The organism is Paragemmobacter kunshanensis (assembly GCF_011059185.1).
GTDB classification, from domain to species: Bacteria; Pseudomonadota; Alphaproteobacteria; order Rhodobacterales; family Rhodobacteraceae; genus Paragemmobacter; species Paragemmobacter kunshanensis.
Genome location: NZ_JAALFE010000001.1, coordinates 87,605 through 110,408 on the forward strand (window position 1 = coordinate 87,605; position 22,804 = coordinate 110,408).

Sequence of the window (22,804 nt, forward strand, 5' to 3'; positions counted from 1 at the left end):
GCATTGCAACCTGCGAAGTGTCCCTCACCTGATCCGACCCATGACGCAAATGCAAGGCCCTGCCGCGCGGCAGGCGCGGAAATCCGCGCCGGGGCGGGCCGGATGCCGCAATGCGACATCGTGATGCCGCGTTATGATTGACCCCTTGGCGCGGCTTGGGCTAGGGGAGACGGCAGCCCGCAACAATCTTGCGCGGGCGGCAGGGAAACGCGGGGAAGGAGCAGGCAGGATGGCCGACATCGTCCGTGAGTCGATGGAATATGACGTGGTGATCGTGGGCGCGGGCCCGGCCGGCCTGTCGGCGGCGATCCGGCTGAAGCAGCTTGATCCCGACATGACGGTGGTGGTGCTGGAAAAGGGATCCGAGGTCGGCGCGCATATCCTGTCTGGCGCGGTGCTTGACCCGTCGGGTCTGGATGCCCTGCTGCCCGACTGGCGCAACATGGGCGCGCCGATCAAGACCGAGGTGAAGGAGGACAACTTCTATATCCTCGGCCCCGCCGGTCAGGTGCGTATCCCCAATTTCCCCATGCCGCCCTTGATGAACAACCACGGCAATTACATCGTTTCCATGGCGAATGTCTGCCGCTGGATGGCCGGTGTGGCCGAGGGGCTGGGCGTGGAGATCTTCCCCGGCATGAGCGCCTCTGCGCTGGTCTATGAAGGCGACCGGGTGAAGGGTGTCGTGGCGGGCGAATTCGGGCGCGATCCGGAAACGGGCGAGCCGGGGCCGAGCTATGAGCCGGGGATGGAACTGCACGGCAAATACGTCTTCCTGTCGGAAGGCGTGCGCGGATCGCTGTCGAAAGAGGTGATCGCCAAGTATGACCTGTCCAAGGGCCACTGCCCGCAGAAATTCGGGCTTGGCATGAAGGAGATCTGGGAGATCGACCCCGCCAAGCACCGCGAGGGGACGGTCACGCATACGATGGGCTGGCCGCTGGGCAGCAATGCGGGCGGCGGGTCTTTCATCTATCATCTGGAAAACAATCAGGTTTACGTGGGCTTCGTCGTCCACCTGAACTATGAAAACCCGCATCTTTACCCCTATATGGAATTCCAGCGCTTCAAGCATCACCCGATGGTGGCGGAACTCCTGAAGGGCGGGAAGCGCGTGGCCTATGGCGCGCGGGCGATTTCCGAAGGCGGCTGGCAGTCGATCCCCAAGATGGTGGCGCCGGGCGTGGCGCTGCTGGGCTGTTCGGCGGGGCTGGTGAACGTGCCGCGCATCAAGGGCAACCATAATGCCATGCTGTCGGGCAAGGCGGCGGCCGAGGCCGCCCATGACGCCATCAAGGCAGGCCGAGCGGGGGATGAGCTTTCGGCCTATGAGACGGCCGTCAGGACCGGCCCCATCGGGAAAGACCTGAAGAAGGTGCGGAACGTCAAGCCGCTCTGGTCCAAATACGGGCTGGTGGCCAGCCTGATGGGTGGCGGGATCGACATGTGGGCCAATACCATCGGGCTGACGGTCCTTGGCACGCTGCGCCATGGCAAATCGGACGCGGCGGCGACGGGGTTGGCGAAGAACCACAAGCCCATCGACTATCCCAAGCCCGATGGCGTTCTGTCCTTCGACCGGCTGACGAATGTGGCCTACAGCTTCACCAACCATGACGAGGCGCAGCCCGCGCATCTGAAGCTGAAGGATCCGTCGATCCCGATCTCGGTCAACCTGCCGAAATATGCCGAACCGGCGCAGCGCTATTGCCCGGCCGGGGTTTATGAAGTGCTGGGCGAGGGGAATGACGCGACCTTCCGGATCAACTTCCAGAACTGCGTGCATTGCAAGACCTGCGACATCAAGGATCCCAGCCAGAACATCAACTGGACCACGCCGCAGGGCGGCGGCGGGCCGAACTATCCCAACATGTGATGCGGCATTTCTGACAATTTCGTGTGAATCGGCGGGAAACGGCGGGCCGGGGGCAGGAATGACCCCCGGCCCGATTGCCAGTGAACCGCCCCGACGCTAGCTTTTGCGAAACCCGCCGGAGTTGCCCGCCGATGCCCGCCCAGACCCGCCAGCCCCTCAAGGCCCTTGCCCTTGCCGCCTGCCTTGCCCTGCCGCTTGCCGGGCCGGGCACCGCGCAAGAGGGCGACGGCAGCGCGGGGGCCTATCTGGCCGCGCGCGTCGCCGCGTCGGAATTCGATTTCCGCGAGGCCGCGCGCTGGTATGACCGGCTGCTGGACAGCGGCGCCGATGACGCGGCAACGCTGGAAGGCAGCCTGATTTCGCATATGAGCCTGGGCGACATCGACCGCGCGGCAGACCTGTCGCGGCTGCTGGTGCAGAAGGGCGGGCGCAGCCAGACCGCCTATATCGCCCTGCTGACGGATCAGGTCGCGCGTGAGGACTATGCCGCGCTGATCGCAGATATCGAGGCGGGCCGCTCTGTCGGGCGGCTGCTGGATGATCTGGTGATGGCCTGGGCGGCCCTTGGCGACGGGCGCATGTCCGATGCCGTCGCAGGCTTTGACGAACTGGCCAGCGCGCCGGGGCTCGAGGCCTTCGGTCTTTATCACAAGGCGCTGGCGCTTGCCTCTGTCGGGGATTTCGAAAGCGCCGACAACATCCTGTCGGGCCGCGAGGCGGGGCAGATCGCGCTGATGCGGCGCGGGGCCATCGCCCATGTCCAGATCCTGAGCCAGCTTGAACGCCCCGCCGATGCGATCGCGCTTCTTGATCGCGCTTTCGGCCCCGAGGCCGACCCGCAGGTGGATGGCCTGCGCGCCCGGCTGCAGGCGGGCGAGACGCTGCCCTTCGATCTGGTGCGCAACCCGAAGGACGGCATCGCCGAGGTGTTCTTCTCGCTGGCGACCGCGCTGCGGGGCGAGGCCGAGGATGGCTATACCCTGCTTTACGCCCGCGCGGCGACGCATCTGCGCCCCGATCACTCCGAGGCGCGGCTTCTGGCGGCGGGCTTGCTGGAAAACCTGGATCAGCACGCGCTGGCCGGGGAAACCTATGCCCTGATCCCCGCCACTGACCCGGCCTATCACGTGGCCGAAATCGGCCGCGCCGACACGCTGATCGCCGAAGGCAAGACCGAGGCCGCGCTCGAGGTGCTGCAGGCCCTGACCCGCAGCCATGGCCAACTGGTCGAGGTGCATTCCGCCCTGGCCGATGCCCTGCGCCGCGAGGAACGCTTCGCCGATGCGATCCCGGTCTATACCCGCGCCATCGACCTGATCCCCGAGGCCGAGCAGCGCCACTGGACGCTGTTCTATTCGCGCGGCATCAGCAATGAACGCGCCGGGAACTGGACCGAGGCCGAGGCCGATTTCCGCCGCGCGCTGGAATTGAACCCGGAACAGCCGCAGGTCCTGAACTATCTGGGCTACAGCTTTGTCGACCGGGGCGAAAACCTGGACGAGGCGCTGGAGATGATCAAGCGCGCCGTCGCGGCCCAGCCCGAGGCGGGCTATATCATCGACAGCCTGGCCTGGGCGCTGTTCCGGCTGGGCCGCTATGACGAGGCGGTAGAGCCGATGGAGCGGGCCTCGATCCTCGAACCCGTGGATCCGGTGGTGACGGACCATCTGGGCGATGTCTACTGGGCCGTGGGCCGCAAGCTCGAGGCGCGGTTCCAGTGGCACCGCGCGCTGTCCTTCGACCCCGAGGAGAAAGAGGCCAAGCGCATCCGGCGCAAGCTGGAGGTGGGGCTGGATAGCGTGCTGGCCGAAGAGGGCGCGAAACCCCTGACCGAAGTGGCGAATGGCGGAAACTGAATTCGCGCCGGCCAAGATCAACCTCTGCCTGCATGTCACGGGGCGGCGGGCGGACGGGTATCACCTGCTCGATTCGCTGGTTGTCTTTGCCGGGGTGGGGGATCAGGTCAGCGGAACGCTGGCTGATCCCCCATCGCTGAGCGTTGAAGGCCCGAAGGCTGAGGGGCTGACGGGTGAGGGGGATAACCTTGTCCTGCGCGCCGCGCGGGCGATGGGCGTTTCCGCGCGGATCGTGCTGGAAAAGCACCTGCCGGTATCGTCAGGGATCGGCGGCGGGTCGGCGGATGCCGCGGCCACGCTGCGCCTGCTGGCGCGGCTGTCAGGGCGGGCCCTGCCCGAGGCGGCCGCCGTGCTGGCGCTGGGGGCGGATGTGCCGGTCTGTCTGGCGGGGCGGCCCGCCCGCATGACGGGGATCGGCGAGGGGCTGGCCCCCCTGCCCCCCTTGCCCGAGGTCTGGCTGGTGCTGGCCAATCCGGGCGTTGCCCTGTCCACCCCCGCGATCTTCCGCGCGCTGGCGCGGGCGGACAATGCCCCCCTGCCCCGCGACCTGCCGCGCCTGCGCAGCGCGGCGGACCTGGCGGCCTTCGTGATGATGCAGCGAAACGATCTGGAACCGCCCGCCCTGGCCCTTGAACCCGTCATCGGGCGGGTGAAGGCAGCGCTGTCGGCGCAGGCAGGCTGCCTGATGGCGCGGATGTCGGGTTCGGGGGCGACATGCTTTGGCCTGTTCGCGGACCCTTTGGCCGCCCATGCCGCAGCACGGGCGATCCGCGCGGCAGAGCCGGGCTGGTGGGTGGCGGACGCGCCGCTGCTGCCCTAGGCCCAGTCGTGGCGGAAGGCCACCTCGCTGCCATCGGCGCGGCGCAGGGCGCGGGCCACGAATTCCGGCGGAAACCCCTCTTCCAGCGCGCCCATGACCGTGACCTCTTCGCCCACCTCGACCGGCAGGCCATGCGGCCCGACATAGACGGTGACGACGCCCGACGCATCCTTCAGGCGGAAGGCATCGGAATCGGTGATGCGCATCACCTTGCCGCTGACGGTGACAGGCTGGCCGCGCGGGGCCTTGGCGATGGGAACGGGGGCGGCGAAGGCGGCCGAGGCCGAAAGCAGCACGGCGGCCATCGCGGCGGAACGGATCATCGTCATCTCCCTGTTTGTCTTTCGTTACCATGGGAGGTGGGAAAGCCGCCCCCCCTTGGCAAGGGGGGCGGCCTGCCCGGATCAATCGTATCGGTGATCGAAGGTCACTTCCGTGCCATCGGCGCGGGTGGCCTGCCGGGCATAAAGCTCCAACCGGCCGAAGTCCCGATCGACGATCCCGCTGACGGTGATCGCCTCGCCCATGTCGAAGGGCACGATGCCGGGGCCGATGTAGACAAGGACCGATCCGCTGTCGTCGCGCAGGCGGAATTCATCCTCATCCGTGATGCGGTCCACCACGCCGCTGATGGTGGCGGTGCTGCCATATTGCAGATCGCCGATGGCGACCGTGTTTGCCAAGGCGGGCCCGCCAGAAAAAGACCTGTCAGAAAAAGAAAGCCGCGCATCGAACCCTCCATCATTTGCACCTGAGGGACAGGTCGGGATGGATGAAGGCCGGAACAATCGCGCTGACGCCGATTTTATCGGGCTTGAGCGGCGGGGCGGATCAGTTGATCCGCGCCACCACGTAATCGGCAAGGTCGGACAGCATGTCGCGCAATTCATGCGCGGGCAGGATGTCGAGCGAGCGCCGCGCGGTTTCGGCCCAATGCAGCGCCTCGTCCCGGGCTGCGGCCATCGCGCCGTGGCGGGCCATGATCGCCATGGCCTGCGCCAGATCGCCGTCGCGCTGATCCCCCTTTTCGATGGTGCGCTGCCAGAAGGCGCGTTCCTCGGCATCGGCCCGGGCCACGGCCTTGATGACAGGGAGCGTCAGTTTGCGTTCGCGGAAATCGTCGCCCGTGTTCTTGCCGATGGCGGCATCGGTGCCGCCGTAATCCAGCAGGTCATCGACGATCTGGAAGGCAATGCCCAGCGCATCGCCATAGGCGCGCAGGGCTTGCACCTGCGCCTCGGGGACAGTGGCGATGACGCCGCCCACTTCCATGGCGGCCGCGAAAAGCGCCGCCGTCTTGCCTCGGATCACCTGAAGGTAGATGCCTTCCGTCGTGCCAAGATCCTGCGCGGCGGTGAGTTGCAGCACCTCGCCCTCGGCGATCACGGCAGAGGCATTGGCAAGGATGTCCATCACCCGCAGCGACTGTGTTTCCACCATCAACTGGAAGGAGCGCGCGAAAAGGTAATCGCCGACAAGGACCGAGGATTTGTTGTCCCATAGCAGGTTCGCCGTGGGCCGCCCCCGGCGGCGTTCGCTTTCATCCACCACATCGTCATGCAGCAGCGTGGCGGTGTGGATGAATTCCACCGTGGCGGCCAGCTTGACGTGATTCTCGCCCTGATAGCCGCACATCCGCGCGGCGGCGAGTGTCAGCATGGGCCGCAGGCGTTTCCCCCCGGCCTCGACCAGATGCGCCGTGACTTCGGGGATGCGGGGGGCGTGTTCGCTGGCCATGCGGGTGCGGATCAGCGCATTCACCGCCGCCATGTCATCGGCCAGCCATGCGGCCAGGCGGTCATGCGGTTTCTGCGCGGCCTCGTCCAAACCCATTCCCCCGCCTCTCGACTTTTCGGGCCAATGCCCGGTAACCTTGGCCCATGAAAGAGCTTTTGCGCAGCACGGATCCGACGGTGATCGCCTTTGCAACCGCCCTGCTTGAAGGCGAGGATATAGACGTATTCGACATGGACGTCCACATGAGCATCCTTGACGGCAGCCTTGGCATATTGCCGCGCCGGTTGATGGTGCGGGATGCGGACCTGTTCATCGCCCGCGCGGTGCTGCGGGACAATGGCATCCCGACGGGGCTGGAGTGAGCCTGTTTCCCGATGACGCCCTGACGGATGACAAGTTCCTGATGGGAAGGTTGCGCCTGCTGCAACCCGCACGCGGCTATCGCGCGGCGACGGATCCCGTGCTGCTGGCCGCCGCCTGCCCGGCCCGGGCGGGGGAAAGCGTGCTGGATCTGGGTTGCGGGGCGGGGGCGGCGGCGCTGTGCCTTGGCGCGCGGGTGCCGGGGGTGGTTCTGGCGGGGCTGGAGGTGCAGCCCGAATATGCCGATCTGGCGCGGCGCAATTCGGAACGGAACGGGATGGCGATGGAGGTGGTGGAAGGCGACCTGACGGCCATGCCGCGCGCACTGCGGCGGGACTTCGACCATGTCATCGCCAACCCGCCCTATTACGACGCGGGGGGGTCGCCCTCGCCCGTCGCGGCGCGGGACCGGGCGCTGCGGGTGGCCACGCCGATCGCCGCCTGGGTCGCCGCCGCGGGGGCGCGGCTGCGGCCAGGCGGCTGGCTGACCATGATCTTCGCCACGCCCTGCCTGCCCGAGGCGCTGGCGGCTTTGCCGCCCAAGCTCGGCTCGGCCATGGTCCTGCCGCTGGAGCCGCGCAGCGGCCGCGCCCCGCCCCGCGTGATCCTGCAGGCGCGGAAGGGCGGGCGGGCGGCCTTCCGGCTGCTCGCGCCCTTCACCCTGCATGAGGGCCCGTCACATGACGGTGATCGCGAAAGCTATACCCAAGCCGCGAACGATGTTCTGCGCAACGGGGCCGATCTTTCGGCGGCCTTTGGCCGGGATCGTTAGACCTATCCGTAAGTCGGCACCGATTGTCCGTGACACGACTCAAGGGTTGTGTTGCACTCAACCTGTCGGAACCAATCATGAGGAGGACGGATATGACGATTGCTTCGCATCTGCAGGAACTGCGCCGCAAGCATGAGCACCTCTCTGACATGGTCGAGCGTGAGCAGCGAAGCCCCGGCGCGGATGCCCTGAGGATTGCCGAGCTGAAGAAGCAGAAACTCAAGCTCAAGGAAGAGATGACCCGCCTGCAACAGGCCTGAGGGGTTTACCCTTCGGCGCTGGTGCCCGCCCGGGCGGCCAGCGCCGCCCCCCCGGTGATGAGGATGGCCGCGCCAAGGATCGTCCATGACGCCGGGCTGATGCCTGCTGTGACGAGGGCAAGCGTGGACAGCAGGGGTGCTGCATAGGAGGCGACGCCGAGAAGCTGGATGTCGCCCTTCTTCATGCCGATATCCCATGTGAAGAAGGCCGCGCCGACCGGCCCGATGCCCAGTGCAAGAATGGACAGCCAGCCGATGGCGCCCGTCGGCCAGACCGTTTGTTCCACCAGCGGATGCACGAGCGCCGAGAGAAGCGCCGTGCCAAGGCAGAAGACGGTGACGCTTTCGGTGGGGACGTCGCCAAGGCGACGGGAGAGGGTGGAATAACCCGCCCAGGTGAGGGCGCAGAGAAAGCCGAGGAACAGGCCAAGCGGGGTGGCGGCCCCGCCGCTGTCACGCCCCAGAACGATCAGCGCCGCGCCGGCAAAGGCGATCAGCGCGCCGATCAGGACCAGGGGGCGCAGACGTTCGCCCGGCAGGAGGCTGGCGAAAAGCACGATGAAGAGCGGCCAGAGATAGGCCATCAGCCCCGTCTCTGCCGAGGGCGCGATGCGGAAGGCCGTGAAGTAAAGCGCGTGATAGCCGAAGAGGCCGAGGATGCCGAAGGCATAGACCCGCCATGAAATGCCGCGCAGCCGGTCCAGCCCGTTCCTGAGCGTCCAGATCAGGCCCAGCGTGCCGCCGATGCCGAAGGTGAGCGCGTTCAGCAGGAAGGGCGGCACCGGGGCCGAGCCGATGGTGAAAAGCGCAAGCAGCGCCCACATCAGGACGGCGGTAAAGCCGATGGCGGTTGCGTTTCTCTGCGTCATGCCTGCCTCGCGTTCCGCGCGCAACTTAGGCGGGGTGTGGGGCAAGGGGAAGGCGGTTTCTGACGCAGAAACCGCGACGGAATTTGACGCAAATTCCGGGCCCCTGTCGTCGCGCTTCCCGTCCTGCCACCCCTTGGGCGGCAGGACGGTCCGATTTCTGCGTCAGAAATCGACGCGGAATTTGCGTCAAATTCCGCGCCTTCGGTGGTCAGACGAAGAACTGCCCGCCATTGGCCGAGATCGTGGAGCCGGTGATGAAACCCGCATCGTCCGAGGCCAGGAAGACCACCGTCCGCGCGATTTCCTCCGGCTCGCCCAGACGGCCCACCGGAATCTGCGGGATGATGCGTTCGGCCAGCACCTTTTCGTCGATCGCCTTCACCATCTCGGTCGCGATATAGCCGGGGCAGATCGCATTGACGGTGATCCCCGCCCGCGCGCCCTCTTGCGCCAGGGCCTTGGTGAAGCCCAGATCGCCCGACTTGGCGGCGGAATAGTTGGCCTGCCCCGCCTGACCCTTCTGCCCGTTGATGGACGAGATGTTGATCACCCGCCCGAACTTGCGGTCGCGCATGCCCGACCACAGCGGATGGGTCATGTTGAACAGGCCGGTCAGGTTGGTGTCGATCACCTCTTTCCACTGCTGCGGCGTCATCTTGTGGAACATGGCATCGCGGGTGATGCCCGCATTGTTGACCAGCACATCCACCGGGCCGACCTCGGCCTCGACCTTGGCGATGCCCGCCACGCAGGCATCGTAATCGGCGACAGACCATTTGAAGGTGGGGATGCCCGTCTCCTTGGTGAAGGCCGCCGCCGCCTCATCGTTGCCGGCATAGTTCGCGGCCACCTTGTAGCCCGCCGCCTTCAGCGCCACCGAAATCGCGGCGCCGATCCCGCGCGAACCACCTGTTACCAAAGCCACTCGAGCCATAAGTCCCTCCTCCTGAATGCGGACATCGTTGAAATGGTGTTACCGAAATGAAGAGGGGCGCGCAACATTATTGCGCGCCCATTTTGCACCTGCGGCATTGTGGCCGCAGCAATCGCCGATCAGGCGCGTTCCAGGCACATGGCCACGCCCATGCCGCCGCCTATGCACAGCGTGGCAAGGCCCCGCTTGGCATCGCGCCGCGCCATTTCGAACAGGAGCGTGTTCAGGATGCGGCAGCCCGAGGCGCCGATCGGGTGGCCGATGGCGATGGCGCCGCCGTTCACGTTCACGATGGACGGATCCCATCCCATGTCCTTGTTCACCGCGCAGGCCTGGGCGGCGAAGGCTTCGTTCGCCTCGACCAGATCCAGATCACCGGCCTTCCAGCCCGCCTTTTCCAGCGCCTTGCGGCTGGCATGGATCGGCCCCACGCCCATGATCGCCGGATCCAGCCCCGCCGTGGCGTAAGAGGCGATGCGCGCCAGCGGCACCAGCCCGCGCCGCGCGGCCTCATCCGCCGACATCAGCACGACCGCCGCCGCCCCGTCATTGATGCCCGAGGCATTGCCCGCCGTGACCGACCCGTCCTTGGTGAAGGCGGGCTTCAGCTTCTGCATCGATTCGAGCGTCGCCCCCGCGCGGATATACTCATCCGCATCGACCGTGATGTCGCCCTTGCGGGTGGAAATGGTGAAGGGGATGATCTCTTCCTTGAACTTGCCGGCCTTCTGCGCGGCCTCGGCCTTGTTCTGGCTGGCCAGCGCGAATTCATCCTGCATGTCGCGGGAAATCTGCCACTGATTGGCGACGTTCTCCGCCGTCTGGCCCATGTGATAGCCGTTGAAGGCATCCCAGAGCCCGTCCTTGATCATCGAGTCGATGAACTTCATGTCGCCCATCTTGGTGCCCGCGCGCAGATGCGCGACATGGGGCGACAGCGACATGTTTTCCTGCCCGCCCGCGACGACGATCCGCGCATCGCCCAGCTGCACATGCTGCGCGCCCAGCGCCACCGCCCGCAGGCCCGATCCGCAAACCTGGTTCAGCGACCAGGCGCTGGCCTCCTTGGCGAGGCCCGCCTTGATATGCGCCTGCCGCGCCGGGTTCTGGCCCTGACCCGCCGTCAGCACCTGACCCAGGATCGTCTCTTCCACCTCGGCCTTGTCGATGCCCGCGCGGGCCACGACCGCCTCGATCACCGCCGCGCCCAGATCATGGGCGGGGGTATTGGCGAAGGAACCGTTGAAACTGCCCACGGCCGTCCGGCCTGCGGAAACGATGACGACATTGGTCATGGCTGATCCTCTCTCTCCCATCCGGGCGCGGTCCGCGCGACCTCGCCGCCTTGCAGCATGGCCTAGACGCCGGGGGAAACAAAAGCAACAATCTTGCGTCTGCAGATTGCCGCAGCGTCACCTTGCCGCTTGCCGGCGCTGCGTCGCCGCCGCTGACGCCGCCTCTCCCTCTGCCTCCAACCCTTCGGGAATCAGCTTGGGCGCGGCGAAATGATAGCCCTGCAGACAGTCCATCCCCAGTTGCGCCAGCCACTCTGCCTCGGCCGCCTGCTCCACCCCCTGCGCCACGGCCAGCATGTCGAACTGCCGCGCGATGGCCAGGAAGGCCGCCATCAGAACCTGGTTGTCCGGATGGGTCTGGATGTTGCGGCTGAACTGGGCATCCACCTTCATCATGTCGAAGCTCAGCTCCCGGAAATGGCGCAGCGCAAAGGCCCCGGCGCCGAACCCGTCCAGCGCAAAGGAAATGCCGCTGGGCCGAAGTTCCGCAATCAGCCCCGCCAGCAGTTCCGGCACCGTCATCGCGCTGGCCTCGGATATCTCCAGGATCAGGCGCTGGCCGATGCCGGGATTGCGCGCCACACCCGCCCGCAGCAGCCTTGTCCAGCGCGGCCAGCCCAGCGACCGGGCCGACATGTTCACCGACAGCCGCAGGGTGGGATGGCGGGCCAGCGCATCCATGCCCATGGCAAGCGCCGCGCAGTCAATCTCGCGCCCCAGTTCCAGCGACTCCACCGCATGCACGAAATCCCGCGCCGGAATCACCCGCCCGCCGGGATCCAGCACGCGGATCAGGCCCTCGTGAAACCCGATCTGCCCCGGCCGCCCGGCCAGCACGACCGGATGATAGGCCAGCCGCAAGCGGCGCATCCGCACGGCTTCGGCCACCATGTCGATGGCGCGCGCCGCATCTTCGGCCATCGCCACCGAAAGCGGGCTGCCCCTTTCCGCCAGACCGCTGCCCTTGTCCATCTTCATGTCGAACCCCCACATGACCCGTCGACAACCCTGCCCCAGCCCCCGTAAAGATGGGGTAAAGGCGCGCGGGCGGGCCGCGACAGGGGATAGACAGATGCAGGACAGCACCCCCGATCCCCAGGCCGGCCGCTGCCCCTGGTGCGGGACGGATCCGCTCTATGTGACCTATCACGATCACGAATGGGGCGTGCCGGAGCGTGACCCTCGCGCGCTGTGGGAAAAGCTGATCCTCGACGGGTTCCAGGCCGGGCTCAGCTGGATCACGATCCTGAAAAAGCGCGACAATTTCCGCGCGGCCTTCGCGGGTTTCGATCCCGCCATCATCGCAGGCTGGGGCGAGGGAGAGGTCACCCGCCTGCTGGCCGATCCCGGCATCATCCGCCACCGGGGCAAGATCGAGGGCACCATCCGCTCGGCCCGCGCCTATCTGGCAGTGGAAGAGCGCGAGGGTTTCGCCCCCTATCTGTGGAAACACCTTGACGGGCAGCCGCTGCAGAACCGCCCCGCCACGATGCGCGACATCCCCACCGAAACGCCCCTGTCACAGGCCATCTCGAAGCAGTTGAAGAAGGACGGCTTCACCTTCTGCGGGCCGACCATCGTCTATGCCTTCCTGCAGGCCACCGGGCTGGTGAATGACCATCTGCTCGGCTGCCCCGCCCGGGCCCGCGTTGCAGCCATGGCCGCGGAAGGCTGATCTTCATCTTGGCCCCAAATACCCCGGGGGGAGGGCGCGGCACGCGCCCGGGGGGCTGGCCCCCCCTGCCGGCACGCCGCCGCAGGGCGGCGGGACGGAAAAAGGGAATGCGCGGCGGGCGCTTGCGCCCGGCGCGCGCAATTCAATTCCCGGCGATCATCGCGGAAAGCACGGTCTGCGCATGGGCGCTGTCCCATTCGGCATCGCCGATCAGGCGGGCCACTTCCTGCCCCTGCGGGTTCAGCACCACGGTCACCGGCAGGCCCATCACGCCCATGGGCCGCGCCAGTTCGCTTTTCGGATCGCGCAGGATGGGCAGGGCCTGCACCCCCGCCTCTTCGTAAAAGCGTTCGATCCCTTCCACGGCATTCCGCCCCGTCGCCACCGGCAGCACCGCCAGATCCGGCATCGCCTGCTGCAGCCGCAGAAGCGAGGGCATCTCCTTCCGGCAGGGCGCGCACCATGTCGCCCAGAAGTTCAGCACAACCCATTGCCCCCGCCATTGCGCCAGCGGCACCTCGCCATCGCGGGCATCCAGAAACACCGCCTCGGGCAGGTCAACCGGGGCGGAATGGATCGCCAGCTTGCGCATGTCGCCTTCGCGCAGATCGGCCACATCGCCCGCAAGGGCGGCATTTGCACCGATGGCCAAGGCCGTATAAAGGACGGCCAACAATTTCCGCAGCATCATCCCTCCGAAGGCCGCCCCATGTCCGCTACCCCCGACACCAGAACCGCCAACCAGATGTGGGGCGGGCGCTTTGCCGAAGGTCCGGATGCCATCATGACGGCGATCAACGCCTCCATCGGCTTCGACAAACGGCTTTACGCGCAGGATATCGCAGGCTCGCGCGCCCATGCGGCGATGCTCGCCGCCACAGGCATCCTGACGAATAAAGACGCCGAGGCGATCGGGGAAGGGCTGCTCACGGTCTTGTCAGAGATTGAAACGGGCGTCTTCCCCTTCCGCACCGAACTTGAAGACATCCACATGAACGTGGAAGCCCGCCTGAAAGAGATCATCGGCGAACCGGCAGGGCGCCTGCACACCGCCCGGTCGCGCAACGATCAGGTGGCGGTGGATTTCCGTCTCTGGGTGCGCGACCAGTGCGATGCCGCGATTGCGGGGCTCGAGTCGCTGATCCGCGCCTTCCTTGCCCAGGCCGAGGCCGGGGCGGATTGGGTCATGCCGGGCTTCACCCATCTGCAGACGGCGCAGCCGGTGACATGGGGCCATCACATGATGGCCTATGTGGAAATGCTGTCGCGCGACCGGGGCCGCTTCATGGATGCCCGCGCGCGGATGAACGAATGCCCCCTGGGTGCTGCGGCGCTGGCAGGCACCTCCTTCCCCATCGACCGCCACATGACGGCCAGCGCGCTGGGCTTCGACAGGCCCACGGCCAATTCGCTCGACAGTGTCAGCGACCGCGACTTCGCGCTGGAATTCCTTGCCGCCAGCAGCATCTGCGCCATGCACCTGTCGCGCTTTGCGGAAGAGCTGGTGATCTGGTCCTCGGCCCAGTTCCGCTTCGTGCGGCTGTCGGATCGCTGGACCACGGGCAGCAGCATCATGCCGCAGAAGAAGAACCCCGACGCGGCAGAGTTGCTGCGGGCGAAGCTGGGGCGGATCATGGGGGCGACGGTGGCGCTCTTCACCGTGATGAAGGGGCTGGCGCTGACCTATTCCAAGGACATGCAGGAAGACAAGGAACAGGTCTTCGACGCCGCCGATACGCTGATGCTGGCGCTCGCCGCGATGACGGGGATGGTCTCGGACATGACCGCGAACCGCGCGGTCCTGGCGCAGGCCGCCGCCTCGGGCTTTTCCACCGCGACGGACCTTGCCGATTGGCTGGTGCGGGAACTGGGCCTGCCCTTCCGCGAGGCGCATCATGTGACCGGCACCCTGGTCGCCATGGCCGAGAAACGGGGCTGCGACCTGCCGGATCTGACGCTGGCCGACATGCAAGGCGTCCATGCGGGTATCAGGGCCGATGTCTTCGATGTGCTGGGGGTCGAGAATTCGGTCCGCTCGCGCCGGTCCTATGGCGGCACGGCCCCGGATCAGGTGCGCGCGCAGGTCGCGGCCTGGCGTGACAGGCTGGCCTGACCTTCCGCCGTGCGCCCCGCAGGTGACAGGGCCCGCGCCGGGGGCTAGGATCGCGGCCATGATCCCGCTTCGGCCCCGCCTCCTGCTTCCCTGCCTGCTGACGCTTGCCGCCTGTGGCGAAACCCGCCTTCCCGTCCTGGCCATCCCGCTGTCGGATGACGCAAGCTTCGGCACCGATCTGAACCAGCGACATCCGGTCCTCGGGGTTACCATCACCGATCCGCTGCACAGGATGAACCGATGATGCCCTTCCCGCCGCCGCGCCTGCTTATGCTCGCCTGTCTCTGCGCCACGCTGTCGGCCTGCTCCTCGCCGCGGCTGAATGCCGGGCTAAGTCTCGGCCCGGACGGGTTGAGCGTCAGCCCCTCTGTCTCGGCCGGGCTCGGCGGTGGCCGGATCAGCTATGCCCCGTAGATTTCAGGAAAAAGGTCGCTGCTGCATGAAACCCCTCTTCACCCTTGCCACCCTTGCCCTTCTGGCCGGCTGCGGCGCGGATGGCCCGCCCGTGGCCCCTTCGCAGGCCGCCGCCACCGGGCTTGCCGCCACCGGGCAGGTTCAGGTTGGTGTCACGGGGGGCAACTGATGGCCCCGCTCCGCATGCTCTGGCTGGCCCTGGCGATCTGGGGGGCGATCCATCCCATGTACTGGTTCGTCACCTACATGGCCGAAACCGGCACCGGCCTTTCGGGCCTGATCGACGCCTGGTATGTCAATGCCTCGACCACCGGGCTGACATGGGATCTGACCATCGCCGCCGTCACCCTGACAGCCTGGATCCTGGCGGAATGCCTTGGCCGCAGGCATTGGGCGGGCCTGATCGCCATTCCCGCCACCTTCTGCATCGGCGTCAGCTGCGGCCTTCCGCTCTACCTTTTCCTGCGCCGCGCGGGCTGAGGCCCGCGCAAAAGATTTTTCACCGAAAAATCTTGCCCTGCTCTGCCTCGGCAGAGCATCACGAAAAATTTTCACTGAAAATTTTTCGTCCCCCTCGCGAATTGCGCGCCATGGAGGGTCTGCTATAGCAGCGGCTGGACAGCCATTTCCGCAGGGGCCACCGGATGGACCATTTCCTTTACCGCAACGGCATCCTGCATGCCGAAGACGTGGCGCTCCCTGATATCGCGGCCTCGGTCGGCACGCCTTTCTATGTCTATTCCGCGGCCACCCTGACCCGGCATTACCACCTCTTCACCGAGGCGCTGTCGCCCCTGCCGCATATGGTCTGCTTTGCGATCAAGTCGCTGTCCAATGTGGCGGTGCTGAAACTGCTGGGCGACCTGGGCGCCGGGATGGATGTCGTCTCGGGCGGGGAATACCGCCGCGCCCGCGCGGCAGGCGTGCCGGGGGATAGGATCGTCTTCTCGGGCGTCGGCAAGACGCGCGAAGAGATGCGGCTGGCGCTGACCGGCGGCATCCGGCAGTTCAACGTGGAAAGCGAACCCGAACTGCGCGCCCTGTCCGAGGTGGCCGTGTCGCTGGGCGTGACCGCGCCCATCACCATCCGCGTCAACCCGGATGTGGACGCCCGCACCCATGAGAAGATCGCCACCGGCAAGAAGGACAACAAGTTCGGCATCCCCATCGCCCGCGCGCCCGAGGTCTATGCCGAGGCCGCATCCCTGCCGGGGATCGAAGTGGTGGGAATCGACGTCCATATCGGCAGCCAGCTGACCGAGCTGGAACCCTTCGAACAGGCCTATCTCAAGGTGGCCGACCTCACGCATCGCCTGCGCGCCGAGGGGCATGACATCCGCCGTCTCGATCTGGGCGGCGGGCTTGGCATTCCCTACACGCGTTCGAACGAGGCCCCGCCCCTGCCCACCGATTACGGCGCGCTGATCAAGCGCACGGTGGGCGATCTGGGCTGCGAGGTGGAAATCGAACCGGGCCGCCTGATTTCCGGCAATGCCGGATTGCTGGTTGCCGGGGTGATCTATGTGAAAAGCGGCGAGGGGCGGGATTTCCTGATCCTCGACGCCGCGATGAACGATCTTGCGCGCCCGTCGATGTATGGCGCGCATCACGATATCGTCCCCGTGATCGAGGCCCCGCCCGGCGCCCCGACCCGGCCCTTCGATGTGGTGGGCCCGGTCTGCGAGACGGGCGATACCTTCGCCAAGGGCCGCGACCTGCCGCTGGTGGCCGAGGGCGACCTTGTCGCCTTCCGCTCGGCCGGAGCCTATGGTGCGGTGATGGCCTCGGAATACAATTCCCGCCCGCTGGTGCCCGAGGTGCTGGTGAAGGGGGATCACTTCGCCGTCATCCGGGAAAGACCGTCCTTTGACGAAATCCTGAACCGCGATACCATTCCGGCATGGTTGTAGGGCGGCTTGGCCGCGATCAGCGGCAAAGGCGATTCCCGAACGGATGGCAGTGAAGACCGACACCCCGCTTGCGGCCCTGTCCCGCCCCCTGCGCCTGACGCTGCTGGGGATGTGGGCGGAACGGCTGACGCGGGCCTTCTGGCCGCTCTGGACGGTGGTGCTGACGGGCCTGTCGGCGGCGGCCTTCGGGCTGCAAGATCATCTCCCGCTCGAGGCGGCCTGGGCCGCCCTTGTCGGCCTGGCACTGGCCCTGGTCTGGACGCTGTGGCGCGGCCTGCGCGGCTTTCGCGCCCCCAGCCGGGCTGAGGCGCTGATCCGGCTGGATTCCCGCCTGCCGGGCCAGCCCATCGCCGCGCTGACCGATAGCCAGGCCATCGGCGGCGACGATCCCGCCTCGCTGGCCGTCTGGCAGGCGCATCGCGCCCGCATGGCCGCCCGCGCCGCAAAGGCCCGCGCGGTGGAGCCGGATCTGAAACTTTCCCGGCGCGATCCCTATGCCCTGCGCTATGTCGCGCTGACGGCCTTCGTCATGGCGCTGCTCTTCGGGTCGATCTGGCGCGTCGCCTCGGTCCAGGCGCTGGCCCCCGGCGCGGGCAACGAACTGGCCGCCGGTCCCGCCTGGGAAGGCTGGGCGCAGCCCCCCGCCCATACCGGCAAGCCCTCGCTCTACATGAACGACATTGCCGAGGGGCGGCTGGAACTGCCCGCAGGCACCCGCCTGCAATTCCGCCTTTACGGCGAGGTGGGCGATATGACGCTGGCCGAAACCGTCTCGGGCCGCACCGATGTTCCGGCCGCATCGGAAACCGTGCATGACTTCACCCTGAACCGCGCGGGCGAGGTGGCCATCGCGGGCCCCGGCGGGCGGACATGGACGCTGTCCGTCCTGCCCGACCTGGCCCCCACCGTCACCCCGGGCGACAGCGCCGCGCGCGAAGGCGATGGCCGCTTCACCATGGATTTCTCGGCGCGCGACGATTACGGCATCGCCGCGGGGCAGGTCTCCATCGCGCTGGATCTGGATGCCGTCGAACGCAGCTACGGCCTGACGATGGATCCCGAACCGCGCGAGGCGGTGGTGCTGGATCTGCCCATGCCGATGACGGGCAACCGCGCCGACTTCACCGAAACCCTGATCGACGACCTGTCCGAACATCCCTTCGCCAACCTGCCCGTGACCATGCGCTTTTCCGTCACCGATGCAGCGGGCCAGCAGGGCGTGGCAGACCCCGTGCATCTGATCCTGCCCGGGCGGCGCTTCTTCGATCCGCTGGCCGCCGCCCTGATCGAGATGCGGCGCGATCTTCTGTGGAACCGCGCCAATGCCCCCCGGACGGCGCAGATCCTGAAGGCCGTCACCCATCGCCCCGAAGACCTGATCCGCAACGAACGCGCCTATCTGCGCCTGCGCGTGCTGATGCGCGATCTCGATGCGCAGAAGGCCAGCCTCTCGCCCGAGGCGCGCGATGCCACCGCCGCCGAATTGTGGGAAATCGCGCTTCTGGTGGAAGAGGGCGATCTGGCATCGGCCATGGAACGCCTGCGCCGCGCGCAGGACCGGCTGGATGAGGCGATCCGCAACGGCGCCGAACAGGGCGAGATCGACGAATTGATGCAGGAGCTGCGTCAGGCCCTGAACGACTACATGCGCGAACTGGCCGAAGAGGCCGAGCGCAACCCCGACAGCCAGCTTTCCCAGAACATGGAAGGCATGCAGATGTCGGGCGACCAGCTTCAGCAGATGCTGGAGGAATTGCAGCGCCTGATGGAAGAGGGCCGCATGGCCGAGGCGCAGGAACTGATGGAAATGCTGCGCCAGCTGATGGAGAACATGCAGGTCGTCCAGGGCGAGGGGCAGGGTCAGGGCCAGGGTGGCCCCGGCCAGCAGGCGATGCGCGACTTGCAGGATACGCTGCGTGGCCAGCAGGGCCTGTCGGACGAGGCCTTCCGCGATCTGCAGGATGGCGAGGAAGGCAATGAAGGCCAGCGCCCCGGCCAGCAGCAGGGCGAAGGCGAGGGCGAGGGCGAAGGTCAGGGCCGCAGCCTTGCCGAACGCCAGCAGGAGCTGCGCGACAGGCTGGGCCAGTTGCAGGGCAACCCCCTGCCCGGCGATGGCACCGAACGCGGCGAGGAAGGCCGCCGCCAGCTGGATCGCGCGGGCCGCGCCATGGAAGAGGCCGAAGAGGCGCTGCGCAACGGCGATCTGCCCGGCGCGCTGGACCGCCAGGCCGAGGCGATGGAAGCCATGCGCGACGGGATGCAGCAATTCGGCGAGGCGCTGGCCGAAAACCAGCAGCAGCAGGGCAATGCCGAACAGGGGCAGGAATTCGGCCAGGCCGATCCCAATGGCCAGCGCGATCCGCTGGGCCGCGAACCCGGCAATTCCGCCCGCATCGGATCGGACAGGAACATGCTTCAGGGCGAGGATGTCTATCGCCGCGCGCAGGATCTGCTGGATGAAATCCGCCGCCGCTCGGGCGATCAGGCCCGCCCCGAAGGCGAACGCGATTACCTGCGCCGCCTGCTGGATATGTTCTGAACGCAAAGGCCCGACGCCGGGCCGGGCCGGGGGCCGGATCAGCTGCCGCTGGTCTCCTGGCTCGACAGGCCACGCAGGGACTCTGTCGCCGCGCGCATCGTGGCATCCAGCCACAGCCGCGCCGCATCCACCGCCCCGACATAGGCCTGAACCGGCCCGTCCAGCGCAGGCACCATCGCCGCGATCCGGGGGGCGGAAACATAGGCGGCCAGCCCGATCACCGCGATCACCATCGCCACCGCAAAGCCCCGGCGAAAGCCGCGCGCATTGTCGGTCGCGATCTGGTCATCGGATCTTTCCTCCCCGTCCTGCGGGCTTTCGGCCTTGAGCGAGGAATTGATCTCCTCGATGTCGGGCAGAAGATCGCGCCGCGCGGGCGGCTTGGGCGGCACGGCGGGCGGCGCATCGGGATCAATCCCCTTCAACTGCGCGATCCGCCGGGCGACCGCACCCATCCCCGCCCCGGCTGCCGCCGCTGTTGCCGCTGTTGCCGCCGTGGCGGCAGGGGCCGCCGATGCGGGCGGCAGGCCCAGATCCGGCTGCGTCTCGATCGGGGCCGCTTCGGCCTTGCGGGCGGCGGCCTCGCGTTCGGCCTCTTCGCGCAGGATTGCCAGAAGGTTCTCATCCACGCTGCGACGGGGGGCCTCGGCCGCGGGGGCAGGCGCAGGCAGCTCCGCGTCCTGCTCGTCCGGGATCACGGGATCGGCCATGGCCCCTTCGCCCCCGAACAGTTCATCCTCCTGCTCCAGGGCAAGCTCGATCTCGGGCGGCAGTTGGAACCAGGCATGTCCGCAATTGGAACATTGGACATCGCGCCCCATATCGGGGATCGCCGCGTCGTCCACCTCGTACTCGGCCTCGCAATTCGGACAGATCAGCCGCATTCGCTACTTCCCCAATTCCCCTTCGGCCGCAGACACACCATCCCCCGCGACCGTCACCGCAGGATTACACCATCCTGCAAGGTCCACAACCGGCACCCGCCCCCGATTGCAACCGTCTCCACCTTGGGCAATGCTGCCCCTGCAAGCAAGGGGCTGTGAAACACAAGTGATCGCGTTCGACAATGTCGCCTACAATTATGGCGGAGGAGAACTTCTTTCCGAAGTCAGCCTGCGCCTTGCGCCGGGCTCCTTCCACTTCCTCACCGGCCCCTCCGGCGCGGGCAAGACCACCTTCCTCAAGCTCGCCTATGCCGAGCTTCTGCCCACCGCAGGCCGCGTCACGATCTTCGACCGCGAGGTGCGCGGCCTGACGCGCGATGATGTGGCCCTGACCCGCCGCCGCATCGGCGTGGTGCATCAGGATGTGCAATTCCTCGATCACCTGCCGCTGGCGGCCAATGTCGCCATGCCGCTGATGGTGTCGGGCCGGACAGGCGATCCGCGCGATCTGACGGATCTCCTGCAATGGGTGGGCCTGGGCCAGTTGGGCGATGCCCTGCCGCCGCAGCTTTCGGGCGGCGAAAGGCAGCGCGCCGCGCTGGCGCGGGCGGTGATCATGGGGCCGGATGTGATCCTCGCCGATGAACCCACCGGCAACCTCGACTGGGAGATGTCGCTGCGCCTTCTGACGCTGCTGGTGGAGTTGAACAAGATGGGCAAGACGATCCTTGTCGCCACCCATGACCTGAACCTGATCCGCACCGCCAAGAACCAGGTCGCCGCCCGCGTGCTGCGCATCCGCAACCGCCGTATCCAGCTTGCGGGGGCCGACCTGTGATCCGTCGCCTGCGCCTTCTCGTCACCCCCGACCGGCAGGCCGACCGCGTGGTTCCGCCCTCGGGCCATTCCGCCTGGCTCACGGGCTTCACCGCCGGGGCGATGACCTTCCTCGCCGTCTTCGCGCTGGCGCTGTCGCTGGCCTCGGGGCGGCTGGCAGATCGCTGGGCCGATGCGCTGGCCCGCACGGCCACCGTGCGCATCTCGGCCCCGGCCGAACAGATGGAAATCCAGACCGCCGCCGTCCTCGCAGTGCTGTCCACCACCCCCGGCATCGCAAGCGCCCGCGCCCTGACGCCCGATGAACAGAAGGCCCTTCTCGCGCCCTGGTTCGGCCCCGACCTGCCGCTCGATGCCCTGCCGCTCCCGCAACTGATCGAGGTGACAGAGGCCCCCGAAGGCTATGATGGCGAAGGCCTGCGCCAGCGCCTGATGGCCGAGGCCCCGGGCGCCGTGCTGGACGATCACAGCCGCTGGCGCCGCCCGCTGGCCACGGCGGCGGCGCGGCTCAATCTGCTGGGGGGGCTGTCGCTCCTGCTGATCGGGGCGACGATGGCCGCGATGATCACGCTGGCCGCCAATGCCTCGCTTGCCGCCAATGCGCAGGTGATCCGCGTGCTGCGGATCGTGGGCGCGCAGGACGATTACATCGCCGCCGCCTTCGTGCGCCGCTTCACCCTGCGCGCGCTGGCCGGATCGGGCATCGGGGCGCTGGCGGGGCTGATCGGCGTGGCCCTGCTGCCCCCGGTGGACGAGGCGGGCGGTTTCCTGACGGGGCTCGGCTTTCAGGGGGCTGGATGGCTGCTGCCGCTTCTGCTACCCCCGATCGCTGCGGCGGTGGCGCTGCTTGCCACACGCGCCGCCGCGTTCAGAAAGCTTCGGGAACTGCCATGACCTATGCATTGCGCTGGCTGATATCGCTTCTGTTCATCGGACAGATGTATCTTGCCATGCTTGTCTTCGCGCTGGCCTATGGCCCCTATGCCCTGATCAGCCGCAACGGGGCCTGGGCCGGGATCCATGCCTATTGCCGCTGGGTGCGGCTGACGGCGCGCTGGATGGTGGGCCTGCGCTCGGAAATCCGCGGGACAGTGCCGGTGGGCGAGGTGCTGATCGCCTCGAAACACCAAAGCTTCTTCGACATCATCCTGATCTGCTCGGTCGTGCCGCGCCCGAAATTCATCATGAAAAAGGAACTGCGCTGGACGCCGCTTCTGGGCTTCTACGCCTGGCGGATCGGCTGCATCCCGGTCGATCGCGGCAAGAAGGGCCGCGCGATTGCCGAGATGCGCAAGGCCGTCGCCGAAGGCGCGCGCATTCCGGGCCAGCTGATCATCTATCCGCAGGGCACCCGCGTGGCCCCCGGCGCGCCCCTGCCCTACAAGGTGGGAACCGGCCTGCTTTATCAGCAGATGCAGCAGCCCTGCATCCCGGCGGCCACCAATGTGGGCGTGTTCTGGCCGCGCCACGGCATCTATCGCAAGCCGGGGCTGGCGGTGGTGGAATTCCTGCCCGCCATCCAGCCCGGCCGCTCTGTCGCCGATTTCATGGCCGAGGTGGAACGCGTGATCGAAACCGCCTCTGACGCGCTGATGGCCGAGGCGGGCTTTACCTATCCCAGGCCCGCCTGACACCGCGCCCGACAGGCGCAAG

Annotated in this window: 26 protein-coding genes; 17 read left to right on the forward strand and 9 right to left on the reverse strand. The window is 67.3% G+C overall.

Features of this window, described 5'->3' with window-relative positions:
• Positions 1–229: 229 nt before the first annotated feature.
• The 3 genes from G5V65_RS00525 (at position 230) to G5V65_RS00535 (ending at position 4,552) form a co-directional block, all read left to right on the forward strand.
• The gene (locus G5V65_RS00525) at positions 230–1,876 is read left to right on the forward strand and encodes an electron transfer flavoprotein-ubiquinone oxidoreductase (RefSeq protein ID WP_165046470.1); all 1,647 of its coding nucleotides are present in this window, start codon (positions 230–232) and stop codon (positions 1,874–1,876) included.
• Positions 1,877–2,007: 131 nt separating this feature from the next.
• Positions 2,008–3,732 (forward strand): tetratricopeptide repeat protein, encoded by a 1,725-nt coding sequence (locus G5V65_RS00530; RefSeq protein ID WP_165046471.1) that lies wholly within the window; start codon positions 2,008–2,010, stop codon positions 3,730–3,732.
• A complete protein-coding gene (locus tag G5V65_RS00535; protein WP_165046472.1) occupies positions 3,719–4,552 on the forward strand; it encodes a 4-(cytidine 5'-diphospho)-2-C-methyl-D-erythritol kinase in 834 nt (277 codons plus the stop codon). Before G5V65_RS00530 ends, G5V65_RS00535 begins: the two co-directional genes overlap by 14 nt.
• On the opposite strand, the gene G5V65_RS00540 is transcribed toward G5V65_RS00535, so the two are convergent.
• The 3 genes from G5V65_RS00540 to G5V65_RS00550 all read right to left on the reverse strand — a co-directional run bounded on the left by G5V65_RS00540 (position 4,549) and on the right by G5V65_RS00550 (position 6,385).
• Positions 4,549–4,875 (reverse strand): hypothetical protein, encoded by a 327-nt coding sequence (locus G5V65_RS00540; RefSeq protein WP_241250395.1) that lies wholly within the window; start codon positions 4,873–4,875, stop codon positions 4,549–4,551. The genes G5V65_RS00535 and G5V65_RS00540 overlap by 4 nt on opposite strands.
• An 81-nt stretch (positions 4,876–4,956) precedes the next feature.
• The gene (locus G5V65_RS00545) at positions 4,957–5,235 is read right to left on the reverse strand and encodes a hypothetical protein (RefSeq protein ID WP_206526606.1); all 279 of its coding nucleotides are present in this window, start codon (positions 5,233–5,235) and stop codon (positions 4,957–4,959) included.
• Between the two features lie 148 nt (positions 5,236–5,383).
• Positions 5,384–6,385, reverse strand: a complete 1,002-nt coding sequence (locus G5V65_RS00550) for a polyprenyl synthetase family protein (RefSeq protein WP_165046474.1) — start codon at positions 6,383–6,385, stop codon at positions 5,384–5,386.
• Between the two features lie 47 nt (positions 6,386–6,432).
• Here G5V65_RS00550 and G5V65_RS00555 point away from each other — a divergent pair, with 47 nt between their 5' ends.
• The 3 genes from G5V65_RS00555 to G5V65_RS00565 all read left to right on the forward strand — a co-directional run bounded on the left by G5V65_RS00555 (position 6,433) and on the right by G5V65_RS00565 (position 7,681).
• Positions 6,433–6,651 carry a putative signal transducing protein gene (locus G5V65_RS00555; RefSeq protein WP_165046475.1) on the forward strand — a complete coding sequence of 73 codons (219 nt, stop codon included), beginning with the start codon at positions 6,433–6,435 and terminating at the stop codon, positions 6,649–6,651.
• 2 nt (positions 6,652–6,653) lie between these two features.
• Positions 6,654–7,421: a tRNA1(Val) (adenine(37)-N6)-methyltransferase gene (locus G5V65_RS00560; RefSeq protein WP_165046809.1), complete on the forward strand. Its 768-nt coding sequence runs from the start codon at positions 6,654–6,656 to the stop codon at positions 7,419–7,421.
• A 92-nt stretch (positions 7,422–7,513) separates the two neighbouring features.
• Positions 7,514–7,681, forward strand: coding sequence for a DUF465 domain-containing protein (locus G5V65_RS00565; protein WP_161765955.1), 168 nt, complete (start codon positions 7,514–7,516; stop codon positions 7,679–7,681).
• A gap of 5 nt (positions 7,682–7,686) precedes the next feature.
• Here the strand turns inward: G5V65_RS00565 and yddG are convergent, their stop codons facing one another.
• The 4 genes from yddG to G5V65_RS00585 form a co-directional block, all read right to left on the reverse strand.
• Complete coding sequence (gene yddG, locus G5V65_RS00570; protein WP_165046476.1) at positions 7,687–8,550, reverse strand: aromatic amino acid exporter YddG; 864 nt, start codon at positions 8,548–8,550, stop codon at positions 7,687–7,689.
• 208 nt (positions 8,551–8,758) lie between these two features.
• On the reverse strand, positions 8,759–9,484 hold the full coding sequence (phbB, locus tag G5V65_RS00575; RefSeq protein WP_165046477.1) for a beta-ketoacyl-ACP reductase: 726 nt from the start codon (positions 9,482–9,484) through the stop codon (positions 8,759–8,761).
• Between the two features lie 119 nt (positions 9,485–9,603).
• A complete protein-coding gene (locus G5V65_RS00580; protein ID WP_165046478.1) occupies positions 9,604–10,779 on the reverse strand; it encodes an acetyl-CoA C-acetyltransferase in 1,176 nt (391 codons plus the stop codon).
• A gap of 117 nt (positions 10,780–10,896) precedes the next feature.
• Positions 10,897–11,757 (reverse strand): EAL domain-containing protein, encoded by an 861-nt coding sequence (locus G5V65_RS00585; protein ID WP_165046479.1) that lies wholly within the window; start codon positions 11,755–11,757, stop codon positions 10,897–10,899.
• A 94-nt stretch (positions 11,758–11,851) separates the two neighbouring features.
• Here G5V65_RS00585 and G5V65_RS00590 point away from each other — a divergent pair, with 94 nt between their 5' ends.
• Positions 11,852–12,454 (forward strand): DNA-3-methyladenine glycosylase I, encoded by a 603-nt coding sequence (locus G5V65_RS00590; protein ID WP_165046480.1) that lies wholly within the window; start codon positions 11,852–11,854, stop codon positions 12,452–12,454.
• Between the two features lie 142 nt (positions 12,455–12,596).
• Here G5V65_RS00590 and G5V65_RS00595 read toward each other — a convergent pair whose 3' ends face one another.
• Positions 12,597–13,142 carry a TlpA family protein disulfide reductase gene (locus G5V65_RS00595; protein ID WP_165046481.1) on the reverse strand — a complete coding sequence of 182 codons (546 nt, stop codon included), beginning with the start codon at positions 13,140–13,142 and terminating at the stop codon, positions 12,597–12,599.
• 21 nt (positions 13,143–13,163) lie between these two features.
• On the opposite strand from G5V65_RS00595, the gene argH reads away from it, so the two are divergent.
• From argH to G5V65_RS00630, 7 genes are all read left to right on the forward strand, one after another.
• Positions 13,164–14,567, forward strand: a complete 1,404-nt coding sequence (gene argH, locus G5V65_RS00600) for an argininosuccinate lyase (protein WP_165046482.1) — start codon at positions 13,164–13,166, stop codon at positions 14,565–14,567.
• Positions 14,568–14,625: 58 nt separating this feature from the next.
• Positions 14,626–14,811 (forward strand): hypothetical protein, encoded by a 186-nt coding sequence (locus G5V65_RS00605; RefSeq protein ID WP_165046483.1) that lies wholly within the window; start codon positions 14,626–14,628, stop codon positions 14,809–14,811.
• On the forward strand, positions 14,808–14,981 hold the full coding sequence (locus G5V65_RS00610; RefSeq protein ID WP_165046484.1) for a hypothetical protein: 174 nt from the start codon (positions 14,808–14,810) through the stop codon (positions 14,979–14,981). Before G5V65_RS00605 ends, G5V65_RS00610 begins: the two co-directional genes overlap by 4 nt.
• A 25-nt stretch (positions 14,982–15,006) precedes the next feature.
• Positions 15,007–15,150, forward strand: a complete 144-nt coding sequence (locus G5V65_RS00615) for an argininosuccinate lyase (RefSeq protein WP_165046485.1) — start codon at positions 15,007–15,009, stop codon at positions 15,148–15,150.
• A complete protein-coding gene (locus G5V65_RS00620; RefSeq protein WP_165046486.1) occupies positions 15,150–15,461 on the forward strand; it encodes a DUF2834 domain-containing protein in 312 nt (103 codons plus the stop codon). Before G5V65_RS00615 ends, G5V65_RS00620 begins: the two co-directional genes overlap by 1 nt.
• 164 nt (positions 15,462–15,625) lie before the next feature.
• A complete protein-coding gene (lysA, locus tag G5V65_RS00625) occupies positions 15,626–16,891 on the forward strand; it encodes a diaminopimelate decarboxylase (protein WP_165046487.1) in 1,266 nt (421 codons plus the stop codon).
• A 43-nt stretch (positions 16,892–16,934) separates the two neighbouring features.
• On the forward strand, positions 16,935–19,430 hold the full coding sequence (locus G5V65_RS00630; protein WP_165046488.1) for a DUF4175 domain-containing protein: 2,496 nt from the start codon (positions 16,935–16,937) through the stop codon (positions 19,428–19,430).
• A 38-nt stretch (positions 19,431–19,468) separates the two neighbouring features.
• Here G5V65_RS00630 and G5V65_RS00635 read toward each other — a convergent pair whose 3' ends face one another.
• Positions 19,469–20,314, reverse strand: coding sequence for a zinc-ribbon domain-containing protein (locus G5V65_RS00635; RefSeq protein ID WP_165046489.1), 846 nt, complete (start codon positions 20,312–20,314; stop codon positions 19,469–19,471).
• 166 nt (positions 20,315–20,480) lie between these two features.
• On the opposite strand from G5V65_RS00635, the gene G5V65_RS00640 reads away from it, so the two are divergent.
• From G5V65_RS00640 to G5V65_RS00650, 3 genes are read left to right on the forward strand one after another with little or no spacing between them, the layout of a single operon-like run.
• Positions 20,481–21,152: an ATP-binding cassette domain-containing protein gene (locus G5V65_RS00640; protein ID WP_165046490.1), complete on the forward strand. Its 672-nt coding sequence runs from the start codon at positions 20,481–20,483 to the stop codon at positions 21,150–21,152.
• On the forward strand, positions 21,152–22,045 hold the full coding sequence (locus G5V65_RS00645) for a cell division protein FtsX (RefSeq protein WP_165046810.1): 894 nt from the start codon (positions 21,152–21,154) through the stop codon (positions 22,043–22,045). The genes G5V65_RS00640 and G5V65_RS00645 overlap by 1 nt, the downstream gene beginning before the upstream one ends.
• Positions 22,042–22,782: a lysophospholipid acyltransferase family protein gene (locus G5V65_RS00650; protein ID WP_165046491.1), complete on the forward strand. Its 741-nt coding sequence runs from the start codon at positions 22,042–22,044 to the stop codon at positions 22,780–22,782. Before G5V65_RS00645 ends, G5V65_RS00650 begins: the two co-directional genes overlap by 4 nt.
• Positions 22,783–22,804: the final 22 nt, after the last annotated feature.

What these genes read in the sequence shown, in the direction of transcription:
- G5V65_RS00525 (WP_165046470.1), top strand. Translation starts at nt 230, where the DNA reads ATGGCCGACATCGTCCGTGAGTCGATGGAATATGACGTGGTGATCGTG.
- G5V65_RS00530 (WP_165046471.1), top strand. Translation starts at nt 2,008, where the DNA reads ATGCCCGCCCAGACCCGCCAGCCCCTCAAGGCCCTTGCCCTTGCCGCC.
- G5V65_RS00535 (WP_165046472.1), top strand. Translation starts at nt 3,719, where the DNA reads ATGGCGGAAACTGAATTCGCGCCGGCCAAGATCAACCTCTGCCTGCAT.
- G5V65_RS00540 (WP_241250395.1), bottom strand. Translation starts at nt 4,875, where the DNA reads ATGATCCGTTCCGCCGCGATGGCCGCCGTGCTGCTTTCGGCCTCGGCC.
- G5V65_RS00550 (WP_165046474.1), bottom strand. Translation starts at nt 6,385, where the DNA reads ATGGGTTTGGACGAGGCCGCGCAGAAACCGCATGACCGCCTGGCCGCA.
- G5V65_RS00555 (WP_165046475.1), top strand. Translation starts at nt 6,433, where the DNA reads ATGAAAGAGCTTTTGCGCAGCACGGATCCGACGGTGATCGCCTTTGCA.
- G5V65_RS00565 (WP_161765955.1), top strand. Translation starts at nt 7,514, where the DNA reads ATGACGATTGCTTCGCATCTGCAGGAACTGCGCCGCAAGCATGAGCAC.
- yddG (WP_165046476.1), bottom strand. Translation starts at nt 8,550, where the DNA reads ATGACGCAGAGAAACGCAACCGCCATCGGCTTTACCGCCGTCCTGATG.
- phbB (WP_165046477.1), bottom strand. Translation starts at nt 9,484, where the DNA reads ATGGCTCGAGTGGCTTTGGTAACAGGTGGTTCGCGCGGGATCGGCGCC.
- G5V65_RS00580 (WP_165046478.1), bottom strand. Translation starts at nt 10,779, where the DNA reads ATGACCAATGTCGTCATCGTTTCCGCAGGCCGGACGGCCGTGGGCAGT.
- G5V65_RS00585 (WP_165046479.1), bottom strand. Translation starts at nt 11,757, where the DNA reads ATGAAGATGGACAAGGGCAGCGGTCTGGCGGAAAGGGGCAGCCCGCTT.
- G5V65_RS00590 (WP_165046480.1), top strand. Translation starts at nt 11,852, where the DNA reads ATGCAGGACAGCACCCCCGATCCCCAGGCCGGCCGCTGCCCCTGGTGC.
- G5V65_RS00595 (WP_165046481.1), bottom strand. Translation starts at nt 13,142, where the DNA reads ATGCTGCGGAAATTGTTGGCCGTCCTTTATACGGCCTTGGCCATCGGT.
- argH (WP_165046482.1), top strand. Translation starts at nt 13,164, where the DNA reads ATGTCCGCTACCCCCGACACCAGAACCGCCAACCAGATGTGGGGCGGG.
- G5V65_RS00605 (WP_165046483.1), top strand. Translation starts at nt 14,626, where the DNA reads ATGATCCCGCTTCGGCCCCGCCTCCTGCTTCCCTGCCTGCTGACGCTT.
- G5V65_RS00610 (WP_165046484.1), top strand. Translation starts at nt 14,808, where the DNA reads ATGATGCCCTTCCCGCCGCCGCGCCTGCTTATGCTCGCCTGTCTCTGC.
- G5V65_RS00615 (WP_165046485.1), top strand. Translation starts at nt 15,007, where the DNA reads ATGAAACCCCTCTTCACCCTTGCCACCCTTGCCCTTCTGGCCGGCTGC.
- G5V65_RS00620 (WP_165046486.1), top strand. Translation starts at nt 15,150, where the DNA reads ATGGCCCCGCTCCGCATGCTCTGGCTGGCCCTGGCGATCTGGGGGGCG.
- lysA (WP_165046487.1), top strand. Translation starts at nt 15,626, where the DNA reads ATGGACCATTTCCTTTACCGCAACGGCATCCTGCATGCCGAAGACGTG.
- G5V65_RS00630 (WP_165046488.1), top strand. Translation starts at nt 16,935, where the DNA reads ATGGCAGTGAAGACCGACACCCCGCTTGCGGCCCTGTCCCGCCCCCTG.
- G5V65_RS00635 (WP_165046489.1), bottom strand. Translation starts at nt 20,314, where the DNA reads ATGCGGCTGATCTGTCCGAATTGCGAGGCCGAGTACGAGGTGGACGAC.
- G5V65_RS00650 (WP_165046491.1), top strand. Translation starts at nt 22,042, where the DNA reads ATGACCTATGCATTGCGCTGGCTGATATCGCTTCTGTTCATCGGACAG.